The organism is Burkholderia sp. MSMB1498, from assembly GCF_001526245.1.
GTDB classification, from domain to species: domain Bacteria; phylum Pseudomonadota; class Gammaproteobacteria; order Burkholderiales; family Burkholderiaceae; genus Burkholderia; species Burkholderia savannae.
On sequence record NZ_LOYJ01000109.1, the window covers coordinates 15,643 to 32,883 of the forward strand.

The following is a 17,241-nucleotide window of genomic DNA, read 5'->3' on the forward strand; positions in this document are numbered from 1 at the left end:
TTACGGGAGAGTCATTATGGATTTCAATCTGTTCAATGCTCAGCCGTTCGCCCCCGATCCCAGCAAGGCGCTGGCCATGTTCCCTCGACTCAAGCGCTATAGCGACGCGCTCGGCAACACCCCGCTGCTGGAAGTCCCGGGGCCGAAGAACGGAGGCCGCATTTTCGCCAAGCTGGAGTCAAAAAATCCGTCGGGCTCCATCAAGGATCGCGTCGCCTTCGGCCTCTTTTGCGACGCGATCAATGCCCACGACTTCAGCCAGGCGCCCCTGAAATTGCTCGATTCGTCGGGCGGAAACATGGCGAAGGCGCTCGCCCATCTGGGTCATCTGTGCGGGCTGACGGTGCAGGTCGTGATACCGGACTCGTCGTCGGAAGAACTGCTCCGATCGCTGGAAGAAAGCCAAGCGATCGTCACGAAAGTGGACCGCAACCATTTCCTGCTCGGGATCATCGCGCGGAGCCAGCAGATCGCCAGCGAAGAACCCGAGTGGACCTTGCTGTCCCAGCATCTGAACCAGGTGAATACCGCGGTGCATCAGCACCATACGGGCGCGGAGATACGCCGCCAACTCGACGGCATGCGCGCGCACGCCTGGGTCGCGGCCGTCGGCACCGGCGGCACGCTCGCAGGCGTATATGCCGCGCTGGCGGAGCAGAACCCCGATGTGCGCGTGATCGGATGCACGCCGCGCGAAATGCCGTTCGGCACGCTGGAGCCGCCCAACGGCCACGCCCGATTCGCGGGCGCAGGCGGCTTGGGCTATGGATTCCGTCAGCCTTTCGTCTCGCTGATTCCCTTCAGCGTGCCTTTCCAGTCGGTGTCGCACGAGGAATCGCTGAAGGCGATGTACGCGTTCTTCGAAGCAACCGGCATCCCGATCGGCGGCTCCTCGGCCGCGAACTGGCTCGTCGCGCGCAGCGTCGCCGAACGGCTGGGGAAGGACGCGAACGTGGTCACCGTGTTCGCGGACGCAGGCAACGATGCCGACCGCGAACGCGGTCGCCAATTGATCGCAATCGAACGACGTGAAACCGGGAGCGCAAGCCATGCCATTGCCTGACAACGACATGATGTCGACCCTCGTCGGCCTCGCCAATCTGGCGCGAACCCGACTCGATGACGGCGCGGGAATGAAAGCCGCGCGCCGGACGATCGCCGAGCGGATCGGCAGCGAAAACATCGTCATCCTTCCGGCGCTCGAGTTGTGCGACATCAAGTTCAAAGCCCAGGCCGACGACCGGCCCAGCGTCGGCGACGTGAACTCGCATACCGACCGGTGGATCGGCGACGACGGCATCGAACTGGGCACGGTGCGCGGCGAAGGATGGAAGATCGCGAGCATCGGGCAAGACGTCATCTCCTACTATCGCGAAACCGCGGAGACGACGCTCGGCAGAATCGAAACGGCGGGCATCTGGAATTCCTCCGCGATCTGGCAGAGCCGTTGGCAATCGCTTTTCGCCACCGGCGTCAGCGGAGCGGTGACCGGCATGTTCGGCGTCCGGCAGCTGTACCAGGAAGTTCCGCGCATGCGCTACAGGTCCTTCGTCTTGCTCATTCCGATCGAAGCCGCCGACGCGTCTTTGCGAGACCGCATCCTGCGCGGATTCGCGGCCGACTGAACCAGGTGCCCCATGCGCAATCAGCTCTGCGAGCGGGATATCGCCGTCATCGGAATGGCCTGCCGTTTTCCCGGCGCGAACGATCCCGACGAGTACTGGCACAACCTGATCAACGGCGTCGAATCCGTGGTCGAGCTCGGCGATGCGCCGCCCGACAGGCATGCCGTTCCGTTCGCCGCGCCGCTCAACTGCGACGTCCTGTCTTTCGACGCCGCGTTCTTCGGCGTCGGCCATCGCGATGCGGCGTTGATGGACCCGCAGCACCGCTTGTTCCTCGAATGCGCGTGGCATGCGCTGGAAGACAGCGCAACGATGCCCGCGCAGTTGAAAGACGCCGGCCTTTTCGCGGGTTGCAGCAGCTCGTCGTATCTGCACGAACTGCAGCGATCGGAACTGATGGAGAAGTTCCAGCCGTCCGAGTTCGAATTGCAGATCACTAACGATAAGGACTACCTCGCGAGCCGCGCCGCCTGGCACCTCGGCATCGAGGGGCCCGTGCTCGGCGTGCAAGCCGCCTGCGCCACGTCGCTCGTCGCCGTCGCCGAGGCGGTCGAGGCGCTGCGAGCCGGCCGCTGCCGCATCGCGCTGGCGGGCGGCTGCACGGTGCGCCTGCCTCAGCGCGCGCCCTATCGGGCGCAGCAGGGGATGATCTACGCCAAGAACGGCCACTGCATGCCTTTTTCGCGAGACGCAAGCGGCACCGTGTTCGGCAGCGGCGTGGCGCTCGTGGTGCTGAAGCCGCTTTCGGCGGCATTGGCCGACGGGCAGCGCGTGTTGGCGGTGATCAAAGGCTGCGCCGTCAACAACGACGGCGCCGACAAGGTCGGCTTCACCGCGACGAGCGTCTCGGGTCAACGCACGCTCATCGACAAAGCCATGCGAGACGCCGGCCTCGCGCCCGCCGACATACGGGCGATCGAAGCACATGGAACGGGTACGATCGCCGGCGATCCGATCGAGTTCGATGCGCTGAACGCGCTGTTTGTGGCGCAGGGGCCGGCCGGCCACCAATGCGCGTTGGGCTCGGTCAAGGCGAACGTGGGTCATTTGGAAACCTGCGCCGGCATGGCGGGGCTCGTCAAAGCCGTGCTCGAAATCCGTCACGGCTGGATCACGCCGCAGATCCATGTCGGCGAGGTGAATCCGCGCATCGCGCTCGATGGCAGCCCGTTTTACCTACCGCCGGGCGCCGAACCATGGGACGCGGCAGACCCGCGAAGCGCGATCGGCGTGAGCGCCTTCGGCATCGGCGGCACCAACGCACACGTGTTGCTCGCCCGCCCCGGCGCGAGTGATCGCCGCGCGGCGCCGCGTCCACTCCACTATCCGTCGGCCATCCCGGTTTCCGCGCGCAGCGAGGCCGCGTGCCATCGATTGATGCAGACCTACCGGTCGGAACTCTCCGGCTCGCCCGCCGATGCCCTGGCCTGGAGCGCGCAAACGGCCCGTCGGTCGCAGAGATACCGCGGCATGCTGCACGTCGATTCCGCAGGCGCACTGGAGCCGATCGAGAACGTTCGCGACACGGGCCGCCGCGGGCCGCGCGTCGTGTTTCAGTTCCCCGGCCAAGGGAGCCAGTTCGTCGACATGGCCACGGGTCTCGCGCAGTCGAACAACGCCTTCGCCGCGCTTGTGCGTCGACAGGTGAGCCTGCTGCGCGCATGCGCGGACGTCGACGTTTCCTTCCTGCTGAACGCCGGCGGCAAGCCTGCCGGCTTGTCGGATACGGCGACGGCGCAACCGGCGCTGATTGCGGTTCAGATCGCGATGGCGCGCTTGCTGATGCAACATGGCGTCGTCCCCAACGCGGTGATCGGTCACAGCCTGGGCGAGATCGCCGGCGCTTGCATCGCCGGCATGCTGACCGACGAGCAGGCGCTGCTGTTCGCCGCGCAGCGGGGCCGGTCGATGTCCCGGCTTCCCGGCGGCGCGATGCTCGCAGTCGCGTTGAGCGAGCAAGCGTGCAGCGCGTGGCTGTCCGACGAAGTGTCGCTCGCCGCCGTCAACGGCAGCGAGGCCTGCGTGCTTTCCGGCACACCGGCGGCGATCGGCCGGACGGAATCGGCCTTGAAGGCGCGCGGCGTTCGCTGCCGCACGTTGGCGGTGTCCCACGCGTTCCATTCCGTGATGATGGACCCGGCGTTGCCCGAGCTTGCGTCAGTGGCGCCGACAAGCTCCGCGGCGGCGCCGGACATCCGCTTCCACTCGACCTTGCTGGGCGCGGAACTCGCCGAGGGCGCGCGGCTGGACGCCGCGTACTGGACACGCCATGCCCGCGAGCCCGTGCGGTTCCGCGAGGCGCTCGATTCGCTGCCCGATCGCGGAAAGACGGTTTTCGTCGAAGTCGGCCCGGGCGCCACGCTGACCGCGTTGAGCCTGTCGTCGCGCCCCAAGGATGCGTCGGTGCGCACACTGCGGAGCGAACGCGACGAAACGGAGGACGGCGAGGTTTGGCACACGGCGCTGCGCAAACTGTGGATGGCGGGCCTCGATCTCGACTGGCGCCCTTCGTGGAACGAACCGGGCGAGAACGTCAGGTTGCCTCATTATCCGTTCGACAGGCAGCGGCACGGCGCCGGCGCCGACATGGATGCGGAAACCCGATCGGCGCGCGTGGCGGCTGCGCATCCACCCGCCCGACGCTACGCGACGCTCGATGCGGCGGCCGACGCACTCTGGGAAAAGGCCACCGGAATCGCGCCATCGGCCCCTCATCAACCGTTCAGCGAAGACGGCGGCGACTCCTTGGCGGCAATCCGGCTCGTCGTGCTGGCCGAGTCGGAGCTAGGCGTCGAAATGAGTCTGTCGGACTTCATGCGCACCCCCACCCCAACAGGATTGCGCGCCTGCCTCGCCGCCGCGGGCGCCGCCAACGTCATCGATGCACACAGTTCAGGAAAGGAGATTTGATCATGGCCATCATCAACCATCCCAGGTTCGGCGAATACGAAGTCGAAACCGTCGTGGTGGACGACAAGAGCTCGTTCACCATTGCCTGCTCGCCGCGCAGGCATCTGCTGCCGAGCAACGGCGGCATCCGGTGGCACCGGTATCCGTCGCTCGAGCGGCAGAAAGACGAGGCGATCATGCTCGCCCACGCGATGGACCTGAAGCACGGCCTTTACCGGACAGGCTTCAGCGGCGGCAAGATCGTCGTCAACAGCAAAGTCGGGCCCGACGAAGCGCCGCACGTGCTCGACGCCATCGGCCAGGTGCTCAACCGGTACGACGGATCGATGTACACGGGCTGCGACATCAACACGAGCAGCACCCACATGACCTACCTCAGAAAATCCACGCGATGGATACTGGATGCGATGGAAAGCCCGCAGATCAATACCTCGATCGCGACCGGCTACGGCGTCTGGAGCGCCCTGAGGGCGATACTCGATCAGTCGCCCGGCCGCGACGATGCGCCGCTCGTCGCCATTCACGGGATGGGCAAGGTCGGACGCGAAGTCGCACGGCAATGTCTCGCGCATGGGTACGACGTGATCGGATATGACATACGGCCGAGCGACGACATTCCGGCAGGCGTGTCGATGCTCGACGACGAGGATGCGTTTTGGACGCACGCGTCGGACGTGCTGTGCATTGCGTCGCTGTCCGGCGTACTCGATGCCGATACGGTCGATCGCATCCGCACGCGCTGGGTCGTGAGCAGTTCCAACTCGCCCTTCGCGAGCCCTGAAGCGCAGGCAAAACTGCTCGCGAACGGCGTCCAATATCTACCCGATTACGTCTGCAACGCGGGAGCCGTGATATGCGATAGCGTTGAGCGGTCGTTCCCGGACATCTTTCAGACGATGACGCAGGCGCAGGCGAACGAATACACGGGCGCGTTGATCAGCACCAAGACCGGGGAGCTGCTCAGGCGCGCGCGACTGCTCGGCTGCGACGTGCATACGCTGTTGTCGCGCGTCCACTGAGCAAGCCATGCACGCGCACCGCCGTCGTACCGAATTCCCGCGATCGGGGCGCGGCGCGCGAAACAGCGGCTTGGCCGGGCGCCGCGTCCGTCGAGCAGGCCGGCCCGCTCCCAGCCGCACGTCTTATCCGTCCGGGCCGCTCGTCCCGACGGCCCGCTTTCATCGCGAAACAGCATGTCGACCGGCGTTTCGCCGCAACGTCGAACGCCGCTGCGCCGTGCGCTCGCCGCAGCCATGCCGGCGTTCGCTCCACACGCTTGGGGGCCGCCGCGCAAGCCGCTGTCGCCATGGACATCGCCGGCCGCGGCGTCCGCGTCCGCGTCCGGCGGCCGATGCGCCGCCGATTGCTCGGCGACGGCACCTTGACGCATGCGATGCCCCTGTTGCGCGCCGACGCTCCCTTCGTAGGCGCCGGCGGTTGGGGGCCGACGAACCGTCTCGCGAGCTTCACGGCCGTTTCCCGCCCATTGCGCATCAACCCGGCTACCGGCCGGGCTCGAACAGGACGCGACCGTCCCTGCGCGCTTGAGGCCGGAGCGCCGTCACGCGCGGCGCGCTGCCCGAACGGTTCCCGCAAGAACACCACACGCACTCGATAACCTCTCAGGAAGCTACCATGCAATCCATCAAACCCGGTTCGACCTACGACGTGTTGATCGTCGGCGGCGGCATTCTCGGGCTCGCGAGCGCCTATTACGCGACGGCCAGAGGCTTGAGCACACTGATCGTCGATCAATTTGGCGTCCGGAACGACGTCAACAGCTCCAAGGGCGTCGAGCGCATGTTCCGGCTGATGCAGGACAACGAATCCGAGGCGCGGCTTGCCGAGGCGTCGCTCGCGCTATGGATGGAAATCCAGCTCGCAACGGGTACGCGCCTGCTCGCGATGGACGACCTCCTGTTCTTCGGGCACCGGGATGCCCCGATGACCACCGAAGGCAACGTCGCCCAGGTCCGGAAAACGATGGACGGCATGGGAATGCCGTATGAATATCTGGATTCGCCCGAGGCAATCCATCGGCGCTTTCCGATCTTCAATCTCGCCCCCCTGCCCCGCGATTACGTGGGGCTCGTCCAGGCCGCCAGCGCCTCGATCAACGTGCAGGCGGCGGCGAGAACCTTCCTGCTTGGCGCGAAGCGCACCGGTCGTCTCCACGTGCTCGACGGACAAGCGGTCGTGAACGTCGAACATCACCAACAGGCGGCCGACTGCGCGTACGCGCTTCACACGCAGAGCGACGGTGCGTCGATGACGGTACATGGACGCCACCTCATCGCGTGCCCCGGCGTATGGGCGGATTCGGTGCTGCGCGGCCTCGGGCTCAAACAGAGCGGACGCTGGAAAATCTGGCAGATGAACTATGCGTACTGGGACCTCAAGGCAAGCCATCCCAAGATGCCCATCTGGTTCGAGTTCGGCAACGTCGATGCGAGCGACCGGGGAACGTTCTACGGATTTCCTCAATTGGATTTCTCGCCGGCCATGCACAACATGGTGAAGATGAGCGCGGACTACACCTACGACGTCTTCGACGAACCTTCGGCCATCCGGGCCACCGTGAGCGATCGACTGATGCGCGAGCTCACCGAGCATCTCGGGCAGCTCATCGACCCGGACGTCATCGATGCGGATCGTTACCAGCACGCGGGCACGTGCCTCTACTCGATGAGCCCGGACGGCAAGCTCGTCATCGGCCGAATTCCGACGCAGCCGCGCGGCGAGTCGTACCATGCCCGCGCCGCCATGTGCATCATGGAATCGGGCCGGGCATTCAAATACGCCCCGCTGTTCGGCCGCGTGCTGGTCGAGCTGGCCGTCGACGGCCATTCCCGCTATCAAAGCGATCTGGATATCTTCTCGCCCACGCGCGATGGCCTGTTCGATTCGTTGAACCGCTAGAACGACGCACGCCCCGCCTCCATGGAAGATCGGCTCCGTGACGGGGCGGCGGCCACCTCGAGCCGATGGGCGGAGCGCAGGGTGGAATCCCTCGGCACACGGCGTCAATCCGGAATACGAAGAGAAACATATCGCCGCCGCACGAAGCACGACGCACGACGCGGAACCACCCCTTCCTGCGCCACGTGCCGGCATCCGGACGATCGGCCTGCCCCCGCGCCGCCGGCATATCCGCGTTCTCGGCATGCAACTCGCGCGCCCGCCGCGGGTCCAACACGGCGCTTTCGCGTTGCCGCATCCATTCATTTGCCCATCGATCGCCGGCTCGCGACGCATTTTGATACGAGCTTTCCTGTGTACCGTCATCGCGACGAGGTACCGGCCGACACTCACGTATCGTCCAACACGTCATGCTCACATTCGTCAACCAACCGCACGCCGCGTCGTACTATGCGGCAACCCTCAACGACACCACTCGCCATCCGTCGCTGGAAGGCCCGATCGACGCCGACGTCTGCGTGATCGGCGCGGGCCTCACCGGCGTGTCGGCGGCGCTCAATCTCGCCGAGCGCGGCCATTCGGTCGCGGTCGTCGAGGCGTCGAAAGTCGGATGGGCGGCGAGCGGGCGCAACGGCGGCCAGATGATCGGCGGCTTCGCATGCGGAATCGACGCGTTCGGGCCGTACCTGAACGCCGGCGAAATCCGGCTGATGTGGGACATGGGGCTCGAAACGCTTTCGATCGTCAAGGAGCGGATCGCAAAGCATGCGATCGACTGCGCGCTCGTGCCCGGCCATCTGAGCGCCGCGAACAAGCCGCGCGACGTTCGCGCGCTGCGCGGCTGGCGCGACAAAGCCGCGCGCCGCTTCGGCTACGATCGCCTGCGTTACGTCGAGCGCGACGCGCTCGCGCAATACGTTCAATCGGACCGCTATCTCGGCGGCCTCTTCGATCCGGACAGCGGCCATCTGCATCCGCTCAACTACACGCTCGGGCTCGCGCGCGCGGCTGTCGGGCAAGGCGCACGCATCTACGAGGACAGCGCCGTCACGCGCATCGCGAGCGAAGCCGGGGCGCACGTCGTATCGACGGCGCGCGGAGAAGTCCGCGCGAAGTTCGTCGTGCTCGCGTGCAATGCGTTTCTCGGCGCGCTCGCACCCGCACTGTCGCGCAAGATCATGCCGGTCGGCACCTACGTGATCGCGACCGAACCGCTCGGCGAGGCGCGCGCGCACGCGCTGATGCCCGCGCAGGCGGCGATCTGCGACAGCCGCTTCGCGCTCGACTATTTCCGCCCCGCGCCCGACACGCGGCTGCTATGGGGCGGCAAGGTCAGCTACTCGACGCTCGAGCCGCGCGATCTCGCCGAAGCGATGCGCCGCGACATGCTGAAGACGTTCCCGCAGCTTGCGGACGTGAAGGTGGACTACGCGTGGGGCGGCTTCGTCGACATCACGATGAATCGCGCGCCGCACTTCGGCCGCTTGTCGCCGACCGTCTATTTCGCTCAGGGCTTCTCGGGACACGGCGTCAACACGACGGGGCTCGCGGGCAAGCTGATCGCCGAGGCGATCGACGGACAGGCCGCGCGCTTCGACGTGTTCGGCAAGATCCGCCATCGCGACTTTCCCGGCGGCGCGGCGCTCAGGACGCCGGCGCTCGTGCTTGCGATGGCGTGGCATCGGCTGCGCGATCTGCTGTGATGGCGCGTCGCGCCGGCGAGCGGGCGCACGCGAGCGCGCCAGACGCCCTGGGCCGCCGCTAGATACGGCGTGACGGCGCGACCGGTCGCCGCCCGCCGCACATGGTCGGCGCCGGACGGACGATTCGAACACCGCGCATGCCGTCGAATCGATGTAGAACATGGACGCACGCGCCGCTTGCGAGATTGCTTGCATGCGCAACGAACATGCGATGCACGGCGCGGCAGCCTGCATTCCAGCCGCCGCGCGACTGCTTCGGCCGATGCCGTCGCGCAATCAACCGCGCACGCCGTCATCGTTCGATCAGAACGTTTCCCAGTCCGCGGTCGCGTCCGCCGCAGCCGCTGCGCGCGCAGCCGGAACGACGGGCGCGGCCGGGGCCGCCGACGGGGCCGGCTTCACGGCGTCGACCACGCGCACCGCATGCGCCGCGCGCGGCGCGGTCACCGTCGACGTCGACGTCGCGGACGCCGACGCGCTCCGTCGATGCGAAGCCGAATCCGCCGACGCGCCGTCGAGCCGGAAAAACGCGACAGTCTGCTTCAGCTCGCGCCCCTGCTCTTCGAGCGAATGCGACGCGGCCGCCGCCTCCTCGACGAGCGCCGCGTTCTGCTGCGTGACCTGGTCCATCTGCGTGATCGCGAGATTCACCTGCTCGATGCCGCGGCTCTGCTCGGCCGACGCCGCCGCGATCTCGCCCATGATGTCGGTCACGCGCGCGACCGCCTGCGTGACTTCGGCCATCGTCTTGCCCGCTTCGCCCGCGAGCGCGGAGCCGTCGCGAATCTTCTGCACCGACGCGCTGATCAGATCCTTGATTTCCTTCGCCGCGCTCGACGAGCGCTGCGCGAGGCTGCGCACTTCGCCCGCGACCACCGCGAAGCCGCGCCCTTGCTCGCCCGCGCGCGCCGCCTCGACGGCCGCGTTCAGCGCGAGGATGTTGGTCTGGAACGCGATCCCTTCGATGATGCCGATGATTTCGGCAATCTTCGACGAGCGCTCGCTGATGTCGGTCATCGTGTCGACGACCTGGCCGACGACCGAACTGCCGCGCAGCGCGACGTCCGACGCATTGGACGCGAGCCCGCTCGCCTGCTGCGCGTTGTCCGCATTCTGCCGGACGGTCGACGTGAGCTCTTCCATGCTCGATGCGGTCTCCTGCAGCGAAGCCGCCTGCTCTTCGGTGCGCGACGACAGATCGAGGTTGCCGGCCGCGATCTGCCCGGAGGCGGTGGCGACCGCATCGCTGCCCATGCGCACGCGCTCGACGATGCCCTTCAGGCTGCCGTTCATGTCGGCGAGCGCTTTCAGCAACTGGCCCGTCTCGTCCTTCGACGTCGTGTCGATGCGCGTCGTGAGATCGCCGTCGGCGACGGTGCGCGCGAACTTCACCGCATCGCCCATCGGCTTCGTGATCGAGCGCGAGATCAGCACGCCGAGCCACAGCACGACCGCGAGCACGGCCGCCGCCGCGGACACCTCGAGCGTCACCGCGCGATCGATGATGTCCTTCGCTTCGTTCGAGCCGGCCTGCCCGAGATCGGCGTTGAACGCGCGATGCGCGGCGAGCGCCGAGTCCATCTGCTTGGCGATCTCGATCATCCGCGTGCCCATCAGGTCGCCCGCCTCCTGCTTCTTGCCGTCGCGCGACAACGCGAGCACGTTGTCGCGCACCGCGTCGAGCTGACTCATCAGCGCGCGGTCGGTCGCGAGCATCTCCTTGTCCTTGTCATTGGACAGCAGCGGTTCGTACTTCGTGAACTGATCGTCGACGTTGCGCCGTTCCTGCGCGATCTTCTGTTCGAAATCCTTCGCCTGATCGGCATTCGTCGAGAGCACGTGCTGATTCACGAGCAGCAGCATCGAATCGAATGCGCGCTGCGCGTCGTCGAGCACGACGAAGCTCGGCACCGTATTGACCGTCGAATAGCTGGCGGCCGTGTAGACGCGGCGGCTCTCGTAGATGCCGAAGCCGGTGATGGCGCACAAGGCGACGAGCGCGGCGAGAATCAGCACGATCAGCCGGGCGCCGATCTTCATGTCGTAAAAGAGTTTCATTTTTCAGGCGCGAGTAGCAGACGCGGGTAACTGTGGGGGCAACGATTCGGACAACTGCAAGACAGAGGCGCGTTCGACGACGGATGCCAATCGTGTGAAAATTGATCGTGCTTCCGTCATGCATTTGTATGGTTCGAACGCATTCTGCGCATAGCTATCCGACACCGTTAGCCCGGTATACGGCACGCGTGGGCATGTACTGAAGTGCTGCGCATCAGATTCGACGTCGATACGCGATCGACATCGACACGCGTGCCGCATCCGCGGCTTTTCGTCTACATTTTCAGGGCGTTCAGATCGTGCCCGGCAACGGGCTCGACGCGAGCACGGCGGCTGTCGCGAGCACGCCCATCAGCACCAGCGATTCGATCTGCAGCACGATGCCGAAGCGCCGCAATGGTCGGACGAATGCGTTCGATTTCGGCGAGGAGCCGTCGAGCGTCGTCAGCAGAGAAGGCATCTCGAAGAAGCGATTGTGTCCGCCGAGCGCCGCGGCGATCGCCACGAGCACGAGCTTCAGCAAGAGCACCTGCCCGTACGTCGAGCCGAACAGATTCGCGGCCGCGCCGACGCCCCGCCAGCCGTTGTACGCGCCCGTGCCGAACAGCACGACGAGTGCGAACGTCGCCGCATCGGACAGCGACTGCACGAACGCCGCGCCGTTGCGCCGATCCGCGCCGGGCGCATCGGCGAGTTGCGGCACGACGACGTACGTCGCGATCGCCACGAGCCCGACCCACGCGCTGATCGCGAGCAGATGCAGCCAGTCGACCCACACCGGCACGCTGAACAGCCCGGCGTCGACCGGATGTCCGCCGTTGCTGCGCGCGAGCGCGACGCCCGCGAGCACGAACCACAGCGCGAACGGGAAACGGGCGTCGCCGCCGGACTTCAACAGCGACAGCCCGACGACCGCGAGCATCAGCACCGCGCTGACGAGCCATGCGTGGCCGTAGCCGGTTCCCACGAGCATCGAGCGGACGGCGGGCCACGCGTCCCACAGCGCCGATTCGCTCATCAGCGCGCAATGCACCCAGAACGCAAGCACGCTCGACAGCAGCATGCCCACCGCCGCGATCCGCAGCGCGCAAATCAACCGGCGACTCACTTGCGCCTGCCAGGGCGACGCGGCGCGCGCGAGCCACTGATCGCCGAGCAGCGCGCCGACGACGACCGCGAAGGCTGCGCTCTGCAACGCGACGCCGACCAGCCGCAACATGCCGAGGAAACCGTCGTTCATCACTTCACCTTGAACACGTAGGAGCCCTTGGTTTTGTGCGCATCGGCCGTCATCACCGTCCACTGGACGGTGTACGCGCCCGGCGCGAGCTTCGGCACCGCGAGCGTCAGCACGCGCGGGTTCGCCGCGTCGACGCGCGCCTTCTCCGCCGCGACGGGCGCGCCGTTCGCATCGGCAACCTTCACCGTGCTGAACGTCGATTCGAGGCTTTCGTTGAACGTGAGCCGCAGCGCGTCGGGCGCCGCGTCGACGGTGCTGCCCGCCGCCGGCACGGCGCTCTCGAGCTTGCCGTGCGCGAGCGCGACGGCGGGCGCCGCGGCGGCGGAGATGACAGCGGCCGCGATCGCGGCGAATCGAAGCCGCGGCGGGTAAGTGAATCTCTTCATGATTTCCAATCCTGAATAATCGTGGCGAAGCGGCGTCATACTTGTGCCGTCATTGCTTTTGCAGCTTCACGACGGTGAGCGCGCCGTTCACCTCTTCGGCGACAAAATCGATCTTGTCGCCGGTCTTCACCTGCGACAGCATCGCCGGGTCCTTGACCTTGAAGACCATCGTCATCGCGTCCATGCCGAGGTTCTCGAGCGGGCCGTGCTTGATCGTCAGCCTGCCCGCGGCAGCATCGATCTTCTTGATTTCGCCGTGCGACATGCCGGCGTTCGCGGCGCCCGCCCGCTGCGCGCCGCCCTGCATGTCCATCCCGCTCATCTCGCCCGCCGCCTGCGCGGCGGCCGGAACGGCAAGCGCACATCCGATCGCGATCGTCGCCAATACGTTCTTCATGGTGTCATCTCCTTCGTTGGGGGTGGAAAACGAACCGGACGCCGCCGCCCGGCCCGGTAAAACTCAGTTGTCCGGCAATTCGCCGGTGTATTCGTACGCGACGGTTCCTTTCGGATGCCTGAACCAGCCCGGATCGCGGTAGTCGTTGCGGCCGAGACCCTGCCGAACCTTCACGACCGTGAACATCCCGCCCATCTCGAGCGGGCCGAACGGCCCGGTGCCCGTCATCATCGGCAGCGTGTTGTCGGGCAACGGCATTTCCATCCCGCCCATCGCGCCGCCCGTGCTGCCCATCGCCATGTAATCGGGCACGAGTTTGTTGATCCGCTTCGCGAGATCTTTTTGCGGCACGCCGATCAGGTTCGGCACCTGATGCCCCATCGCATTCATCGTGTGATGCGACTTGTGGCAATGAAACGCCCAGTCGCCCGGACGATCCGCGACGAATTCGATCGCGCGCATCTGGCCCACCGCGACGTCGACCGTGACCTCCGGCCAGCGCGCGGCGGGCGGAATCCAGCCGCCGTCGGTGCCCGCGACTTCGAATGCGTAGCCGTGCAGATGAATCGGATGATTGGTCATCGTCAGGTTGCCGAAACGAATCCGCACGCGGTCGCCCGCGCGCACCGGCAGCGGATCGATGCCCGGGAACACGCGCGCGTTCCACGTCCACATGTTGAAGTCCGTCATCTCGTTCACGCGCGGCGTGAAGCTGCCGGGATCGATGTCGTACGCGGACATCAGGAACACGAAATCGCGATCGACGGGCATCGCGCCGCGATCCTTCGGATGCACGATGAACGTGCCCATCATTCCCATCGCCATCTGCACCATCTCGTCCGAATGCGGGTGGTACATGAACGTGCCGGGTTTCTCGAGCCGGAACTCGTAGACGAATGTCTTGCCGGGCGGAATGTGCGGCTGCGTGAGGCCGCCGACGCCGTCCATCCCGCACGGCAGCAGCATCCCGTGCCAGTGGACCGTCGTGTGCTCGGGCAGCTTGTTCGTGACGAACACGCGGACCTTGTCGCCTTCGACGGCCTCGATCGTCGGCCCCGGCGTCTGTCCGTTGTAGCCCCACAGATTCGCGTTCATCCCGGGCGCCAGTTCGCGCACGACGGGCTCCGCGATCAGATGAAATTCCTTCCAACCGTTCTTCATCCGCCATGGCAGCGTCCAGCCGTTCAGCGTGACGACGGGCGTGTACGGGCGGCCGTTCGGCGGCGCGAGCGGCGGCTGGGTCGCGGCCTTCGCCATCGTAGGCGCCTCCGGCAGCGACGCGGCGCCGGCCTTGCTGACGAGCGCCGCGCCCAGCAGCGCGGCTCCGGAGCCGCCGAGAAAAGTTCGACGTGACACCATCTTCATTGACCTTCCGAATTCGTGGATGACGCGGGCGGCGCCGCGAGCGCGGGAGCTTGCCCCTGTGCGTGTGATGCGGGCGCGGGCGCGGCCGGCGCGGCGGACGATGCCGGCGCGACGGGCGCTGAAGCCGGCGATGCCGGCGCCGCGATCGCCGAAGCGGATGCCGACGACGAAGCCGACGAAGCGCGCCCGGCCGACGCCGCGGCGGGTGCGGCCGGTTGCGACTCGCCCGCCGCCTGCGCGCCGCGCGGCAAGCGCCCGCCCATCGCCTGCTGAAGATCGGTTTGCGCGAGCCAGTAGTCCTTCAGCGCTTCGATGTAGCCGTTCACCGCGCCGACCTGGTCGCGCGAGTCGGCAAGCAGCTCGAACACGCTGACGAGCATCCCGTTGTAGCGGAGCAGCATTTCGTCGGAGATCGTCTTGCGCAGCGGCACGATCTCGTCGCGGTAGTGCTTCGCGACGTCGTAGCGCGTCACGTAGGCCGCATACGATTCGCGCACTTCGGAGCGCGCATCGATCGCGGTCTGCGCGAGCCGGTTCGCCGATTGCAGGTAAGTCGCCTTCGCCCGCGCGACCTTCGCGCCGCCCCAGTCGAACAACGGAATCTCGACGCTGATCTCGTAACCGTGCTCGTGGCCCTTGTCGGTCTCGTAGTTGTCGAGGTAGCCGACTTCGAGCGCGTTGACGAAGCGCGTCGCCTGCGTGAGGCCGAGCGACGTCGCGACGCCCTGCGTCCTCAGCTTCGCTGCCTGGATGTCGAGGCGGTGCGCGATCGCGAAGCGCTCGACGCCGTCGAGTTGCGGCCGCTCGGCGGGCAGATCGGGCAAGCGATCGGGCAACTCGTACGCGGTCGACGCGCCCCACAGGCCCATCGCGCGCGTGAGCTTCTCGCGCGCCGCGACCGCGCGCAGCCGCGCGCTCGCGAGTTGCGCGACCGAGTCCGCATAGAACGCCTGCTCGCGCGCATCGTCGAGCCGGCTGAAGTTGCCCGCCTGACGCATCCGGCGCGCAAGCTCCGCGCCGGCATCCGCCGAATCCGCGACCTGCTCCGCGTAGGCCGCCGCCTGCGCGGCCGCGACCGCTTCGACGTACGCGCGGCGCGCATTAGCCGCGACATTGAGCATCGCGTCGGCGGTCTCGAGCTTCGTCTGCTCGAAGCGCCGCCCCTCGATCCTCGTCGCGAGCGGCAGCGTCAGAATGCTCAGGACGCCCATCGAAAAGGTTCGGCCGATGCTCAAGTCGTTGCTCGAGTGCGTGCGGCTGAACGTGAAGCCCGGATTCGGCAGCCGGCCCGCCTGCACGAGATCGGCCTCGGACAGGCCGAGCTCCGCGTACGAAGCCTGCAGCCCGCGATTGTTCAGGAGCGCGATCTGTACCGCGTCGTCGATGCCGAGCGGCTTCGACAGCAGCGCCTGCGTGCGGCGCGCGGCCGCGTCGCGGTCGGCGTCGGTCTTCACCAGCGCCGCGTCTTTTCCGAGCCGATCGGAAGCCGCGGCCGAGACGGCGTCGAAGCCGCCGTCCTTCGAAAAGGTCGTGCAGCCCGCGGTGAACGCCAGCACCGCGGCCGCGGCGCCGATCCGCAGAGAAGTGAGGCGCGTCGTCATTGGGCCGCCTCTTCGTGCATCGCACGATGGCCGCCATGGCCGTCGCTACCGCCGTGTCCTGCATGTCCTGCATGTCCTGCCTGTCCGGCTGCTGCGTCGTCACCCGCTCGGATGGGTTTCGCGGCCGCGCGGCGCGGCGGTTCGGCCACCGCGCGGTTCAATTGCTGCCAGGTCGGCCCGTCTTCGTCGCGGTAGCGGCGGTAGCCGTCGAGTGCGGACGGCGCCACGATCGCGGGCACCGACGCCGCGGCGTCCGCCGGGTCGGCGAACGTCGTCGTCGCGTGCACGAGCGCCGGCCATGCCGCCGACGCGCCGAGCAGCGCTGCGGAAATCTTTCGCATGAAATTGTCTCGTCGTCAGGCATCCCGGCGGCGCGCGTGCGCGCCGTCAGGACGAGTTTGCGTATCGCGGCAAGCGCGCCGCGACCCGAGGGATCAGACGAGAGAGATTCGAGGCGGCCGTTCGATGCCGCCCGTCAGGAACGACACCGCGCCGGCGTCGTGAGGAAGGAAGACCGCGATGCGCGTCGCGTCGAACGACGCCGACGCGACGGAGCCGGCCGGCAAGCCCGCGCCCACACAGCAAGATACGCAGGTCGCGCATGGGTGCGCGTGATGCGCGCCGCGCGGATCGGAGTGCCGATGATCGTCGGCGGCCACGGCCGCGTCGTTCGCACCGTGACCGTTTTCCGCCGCGGCTTGCGGCAGATGGTGGGCAGGCGCGCCGCCGTCGCCGCGCGCGGGTTCGCAATTCATCGAGACGGCCGCCAGCGACTGAACCGGGAGGCTCAGGGCCAACAGCACGATAACGAGGAGCTTGCGCCAATATGACATAGGGGCGGAGTCTAACATGCGTCGACGACGGCCGTAAGCGCTTTCTGCACGTCGAACGAAATGCGGCGGCGCGGCGCTGCCGCGCTGGCAGAGCCGGCCGGCGCTCGGCGGACGCAACTCAACGCAACGCGGCGCGGTGCAACTCGGCGTCGGCACGGCTGACGAATCCGCGGATTCGCGCGCGCCCGCGGCACGCGCTGCGTC

Annotated in this window: 14 protein-coding genes; 6 read left to right on the plus strand and 8 right to left on the minus strand. The window is 67.1% G+C overall.

Features of this window, described 5'->3' with window-relative positions; translation table 11 throughout:
• Nucleotides 1-16: 16 nt before the first annotated feature.
• The 6 genes from WS91_RS24785 to WS91_RS24810 all read left to right on the plus strand — a co-directional run bounded on the left by WS91_RS24785 (nucleotide 17) and on the right by WS91_RS24810 (nucleotide 9,157).
• Complete coding sequence (locus WS91_RS24785; protein ID WP_059671221.1) at nucleotides 17-1,063, plus strand: pyridoxal-phosphate dependent enzyme; 1,047 nt, start codon at nucleotides 17-19, stop codon at nucleotides 1,061-1,063.
• Entirely contained in the window at nucleotides 1,050-1,625 is a 576-nt protein-coding gene (locus WS91_RS24790; RefSeq protein WP_038748225.1) for an allene oxide cyclase barrel-like domain-containing protein, read from the plus strand. The genes WS91_RS24785 and WS91_RS24790 overlap by 14 nt, the downstream gene beginning before the upstream one ends.
• 12 nt (nucleotides 1,626-1,637) lie before the next feature.
• Nucleotides 1,638-4,535, plus strand: a complete 2,898-nt coding sequence (locus WS91_RS24795; RefSeq protein ID WP_082758326.1) for a type I polyketide synthase — start codon at nucleotides 1,638-1,640, stop codon at nucleotides 4,533-4,535.
• Between the two features lie 2 nt (nucleotides 4,536-4,537).
• A complete protein-coding gene (locus WS91_RS24800) occupies nucleotides 4,538-5,554 on the plus strand; it encodes a Glu/Leu/Phe/Val dehydrogenase dimerization domain-containing protein (protein ID WP_038748224.1) in 1,017 nt (338 codons plus the stop codon).
• Nucleotides 5,555-6,170: 616 nt separating this feature from the next.
• Nucleotides 6,171-7,454 (plus strand): FAD-dependent oxidoreductase, encoded by a 1,284-nt coding sequence (locus tag WS91_RS24805; protein ID WP_082758328.1) that lies wholly within the window; start codon nucleotides 6,171-6,173, stop codon nucleotides 7,452-7,454.
• 410 nt (nucleotides 7,455-7,864) lie between these two features.
• Nucleotides 7,865-9,157: an NAD(P)/FAD-dependent oxidoreductase gene (locus WS91_RS24810; RefSeq protein WP_059671222.1), complete on the plus strand. Its 1,293-nt coding sequence runs from the start codon at nucleotides 7,865-7,867 to the stop codon at nucleotides 9,155-9,157.
• A 303-nt stretch (nucleotides 9,158-9,460) separates the two neighbouring features.
• Here WS91_RS24810 and WS91_RS24815 read toward each other — a convergent pair whose 3' ends face one another.
• From WS91_RS24815 to WS91_RS38040, 8 genes are all read right to left on the minus strand, one after another.
• Nucleotides 9,461-11,215: a methyl-accepting chemotaxis protein gene (locus WS91_RS24815; RefSeq protein WP_059579237.1), complete on the minus strand. Its 1,755-nt coding sequence runs from the start codon at nucleotides 11,213-11,215 to the stop codon at nucleotides 9,461-9,463.
• Between the two features lie 292 nt (nucleotides 11,216-11,507).
• Nucleotides 11,508-12,455, minus strand: coding sequence for a copper resistance D family protein (locus WS91_RS24820; RefSeq protein WP_059671223.1), 948 nt, complete (start codon nucleotides 12,453-12,455; stop codon nucleotides 11,508-11,510).
• Complete coding sequence (gene copC, locus WS91_RS24825) at nucleotides 12,455-12,841, minus strand: copper homeostasis periplasmic binding protein CopC (protein WP_038748254.1); 387 nt, start codon at nucleotides 12,839-12,841, stop codon at nucleotides 12,455-12,457. The genes WS91_RS24820 and copC overlap by 1 nt, the downstream gene beginning before the upstream one ends.
• A gap of 49 nt (nucleotides 12,842-12,890) precedes the next feature.
• Nucleotides 12,891-13,238 (minus strand): copper-binding protein, encoded by a 348-nt coding sequence (locus tag WS91_RS24830; protein WP_038748218.1) that lies wholly within the window; start codon nucleotides 13,236-13,238, stop codon nucleotides 12,891-12,893.
• Nucleotides 13,239-13,301: 63 nt separating this feature from the next.
• Nucleotides 13,302-14,603: a copper oxidase gene (locus tag WS91_RS24835; RefSeq protein ID WP_038748216.1), complete on the minus strand. Its 1,302-nt coding sequence runs from the start codon at nucleotides 14,601-14,603 to the stop codon at nucleotides 13,302-13,304.
• Entirely contained in the window at nucleotides 14,600-16,204 is a 1,605-nt protein-coding gene (locus tag WS91_RS24840) for a TolC family protein (RefSeq protein ID WP_059579221.1), read from the minus strand. Before WS91_RS24840 ends, WS91_RS24835 begins: the two co-directional genes overlap by 4 nt.
• Nucleotides 16,201-16,545 (minus strand): hypothetical protein, encoded by a 345-nt coding sequence (locus WS91_RS24845; protein WP_038748212.1) that lies wholly within the window; start codon nucleotides 16,543-16,545, stop codon nucleotides 16,201-16,203. The genes WS91_RS24840 and WS91_RS24845 overlap by 4 nt, the downstream gene beginning before the upstream one ends.
• Before the next feature lie 93 nt (nucleotides 16,546-16,638).
• Complete coding sequence (locus tag WS91_RS38040) at nucleotides 16,639-17,037, minus strand: hypothetical protein (RefSeq protein ID WP_059671224.1); 399 nt, start codon at nucleotides 17,035-17,037, stop codon at nucleotides 16,639-16,641.
• Between the last annotated feature and the right edge of the window lie 204 nt (nucleotides 17,038-17,241).

Coding starts and splice junctions, on each gene's coding strand:
- WS91_RS24785 (WP_059671221.1), top strand. CDS start 17: ATGGATTTCAATCTGTTCAATGCTCAGCCGTTCGCCCCCGATCCCAGC.
- WS91_RS24790 (WP_038748225.1), top strand. CDS start 1,050: ATGCCATTGCCTGACAACGACATGATGTCGACCCTCGTCGGCCTCGCC.
- WS91_RS24795 (WP_082758326.1), top strand. CDS start 1,638: ATGCGCAATCAGCTCTGCGAGCGGGATATCGCCGTCATCGGAATGGCC.
- WS91_RS24800 (WP_038748224.1), top strand. CDS start 4,538: ATGGCCATCATCAACCATCCCAGGTTCGGCGAATACGAAGTCGAAACC.
- WS91_RS24805 (WP_082758328.1), top strand. CDS start 6,171: ATGCAATCCATCAAACCCGGTTCGACCTACGACGTGTTGATCGTCGGC.
- WS91_RS24810 (WP_059671222.1), top strand. CDS start 7,865: ATGCTCACATTCGTCAACCAACCGCACGCCGCGTCGTACTATGCGGCA.
- WS91_RS24815 (WP_059579237.1), bottom strand. CDS start 11,215: ATGAAACTCTTTTACGACATGAAGATCGGCGCCCGGCTGATCGTGCTG.
- WS91_RS24820 (WP_059671223.1), bottom strand. CDS start 12,455: ATGAACGACGGTTTCCTCGGCATGTTGCGGCTGGTCGGCGTCGCGTTG.
- copC (WP_038748254.1), bottom strand. CDS start 12,841: ATGAAGAGATTCACTTACCCGCCGCGGCTTCGATTCGCCGCGATCGCG.
- WS91_RS24830 (WP_038748218.1), bottom strand. CDS start 13,238: ATGAAGAACGTATTGGCGACGATCGCGATCGGATGTGCGCTTGCCGTT.
- WS91_RS24835 (WP_038748216.1), bottom strand. CDS start 14,603: ATGAAGATGGTGTCACGTCGAACTTTTCTCGGCGGCTCCGGAGCCGCG.
- WS91_RS24840 (WP_059579221.1), bottom strand. CDS start 16,204: ATGACGACGCGCCTCACTTCTCTGCGGATCGGCGCCGCGGCCGCGGTG.
- WS91_RS24845 (WP_038748212.1), bottom strand. CDS start 16,545: ATGCGAAAGATTTCCGCAGCGCTGCTCGGCGCGTCGGCGGCATGGCCG.
- WS91_RS38040 (WP_059671224.1), bottom strand. CDS start 17,037: ATGTCATATTGGCGCAAGCTCCTCGTTATCGTGCTGTTGGCCCTGAGC.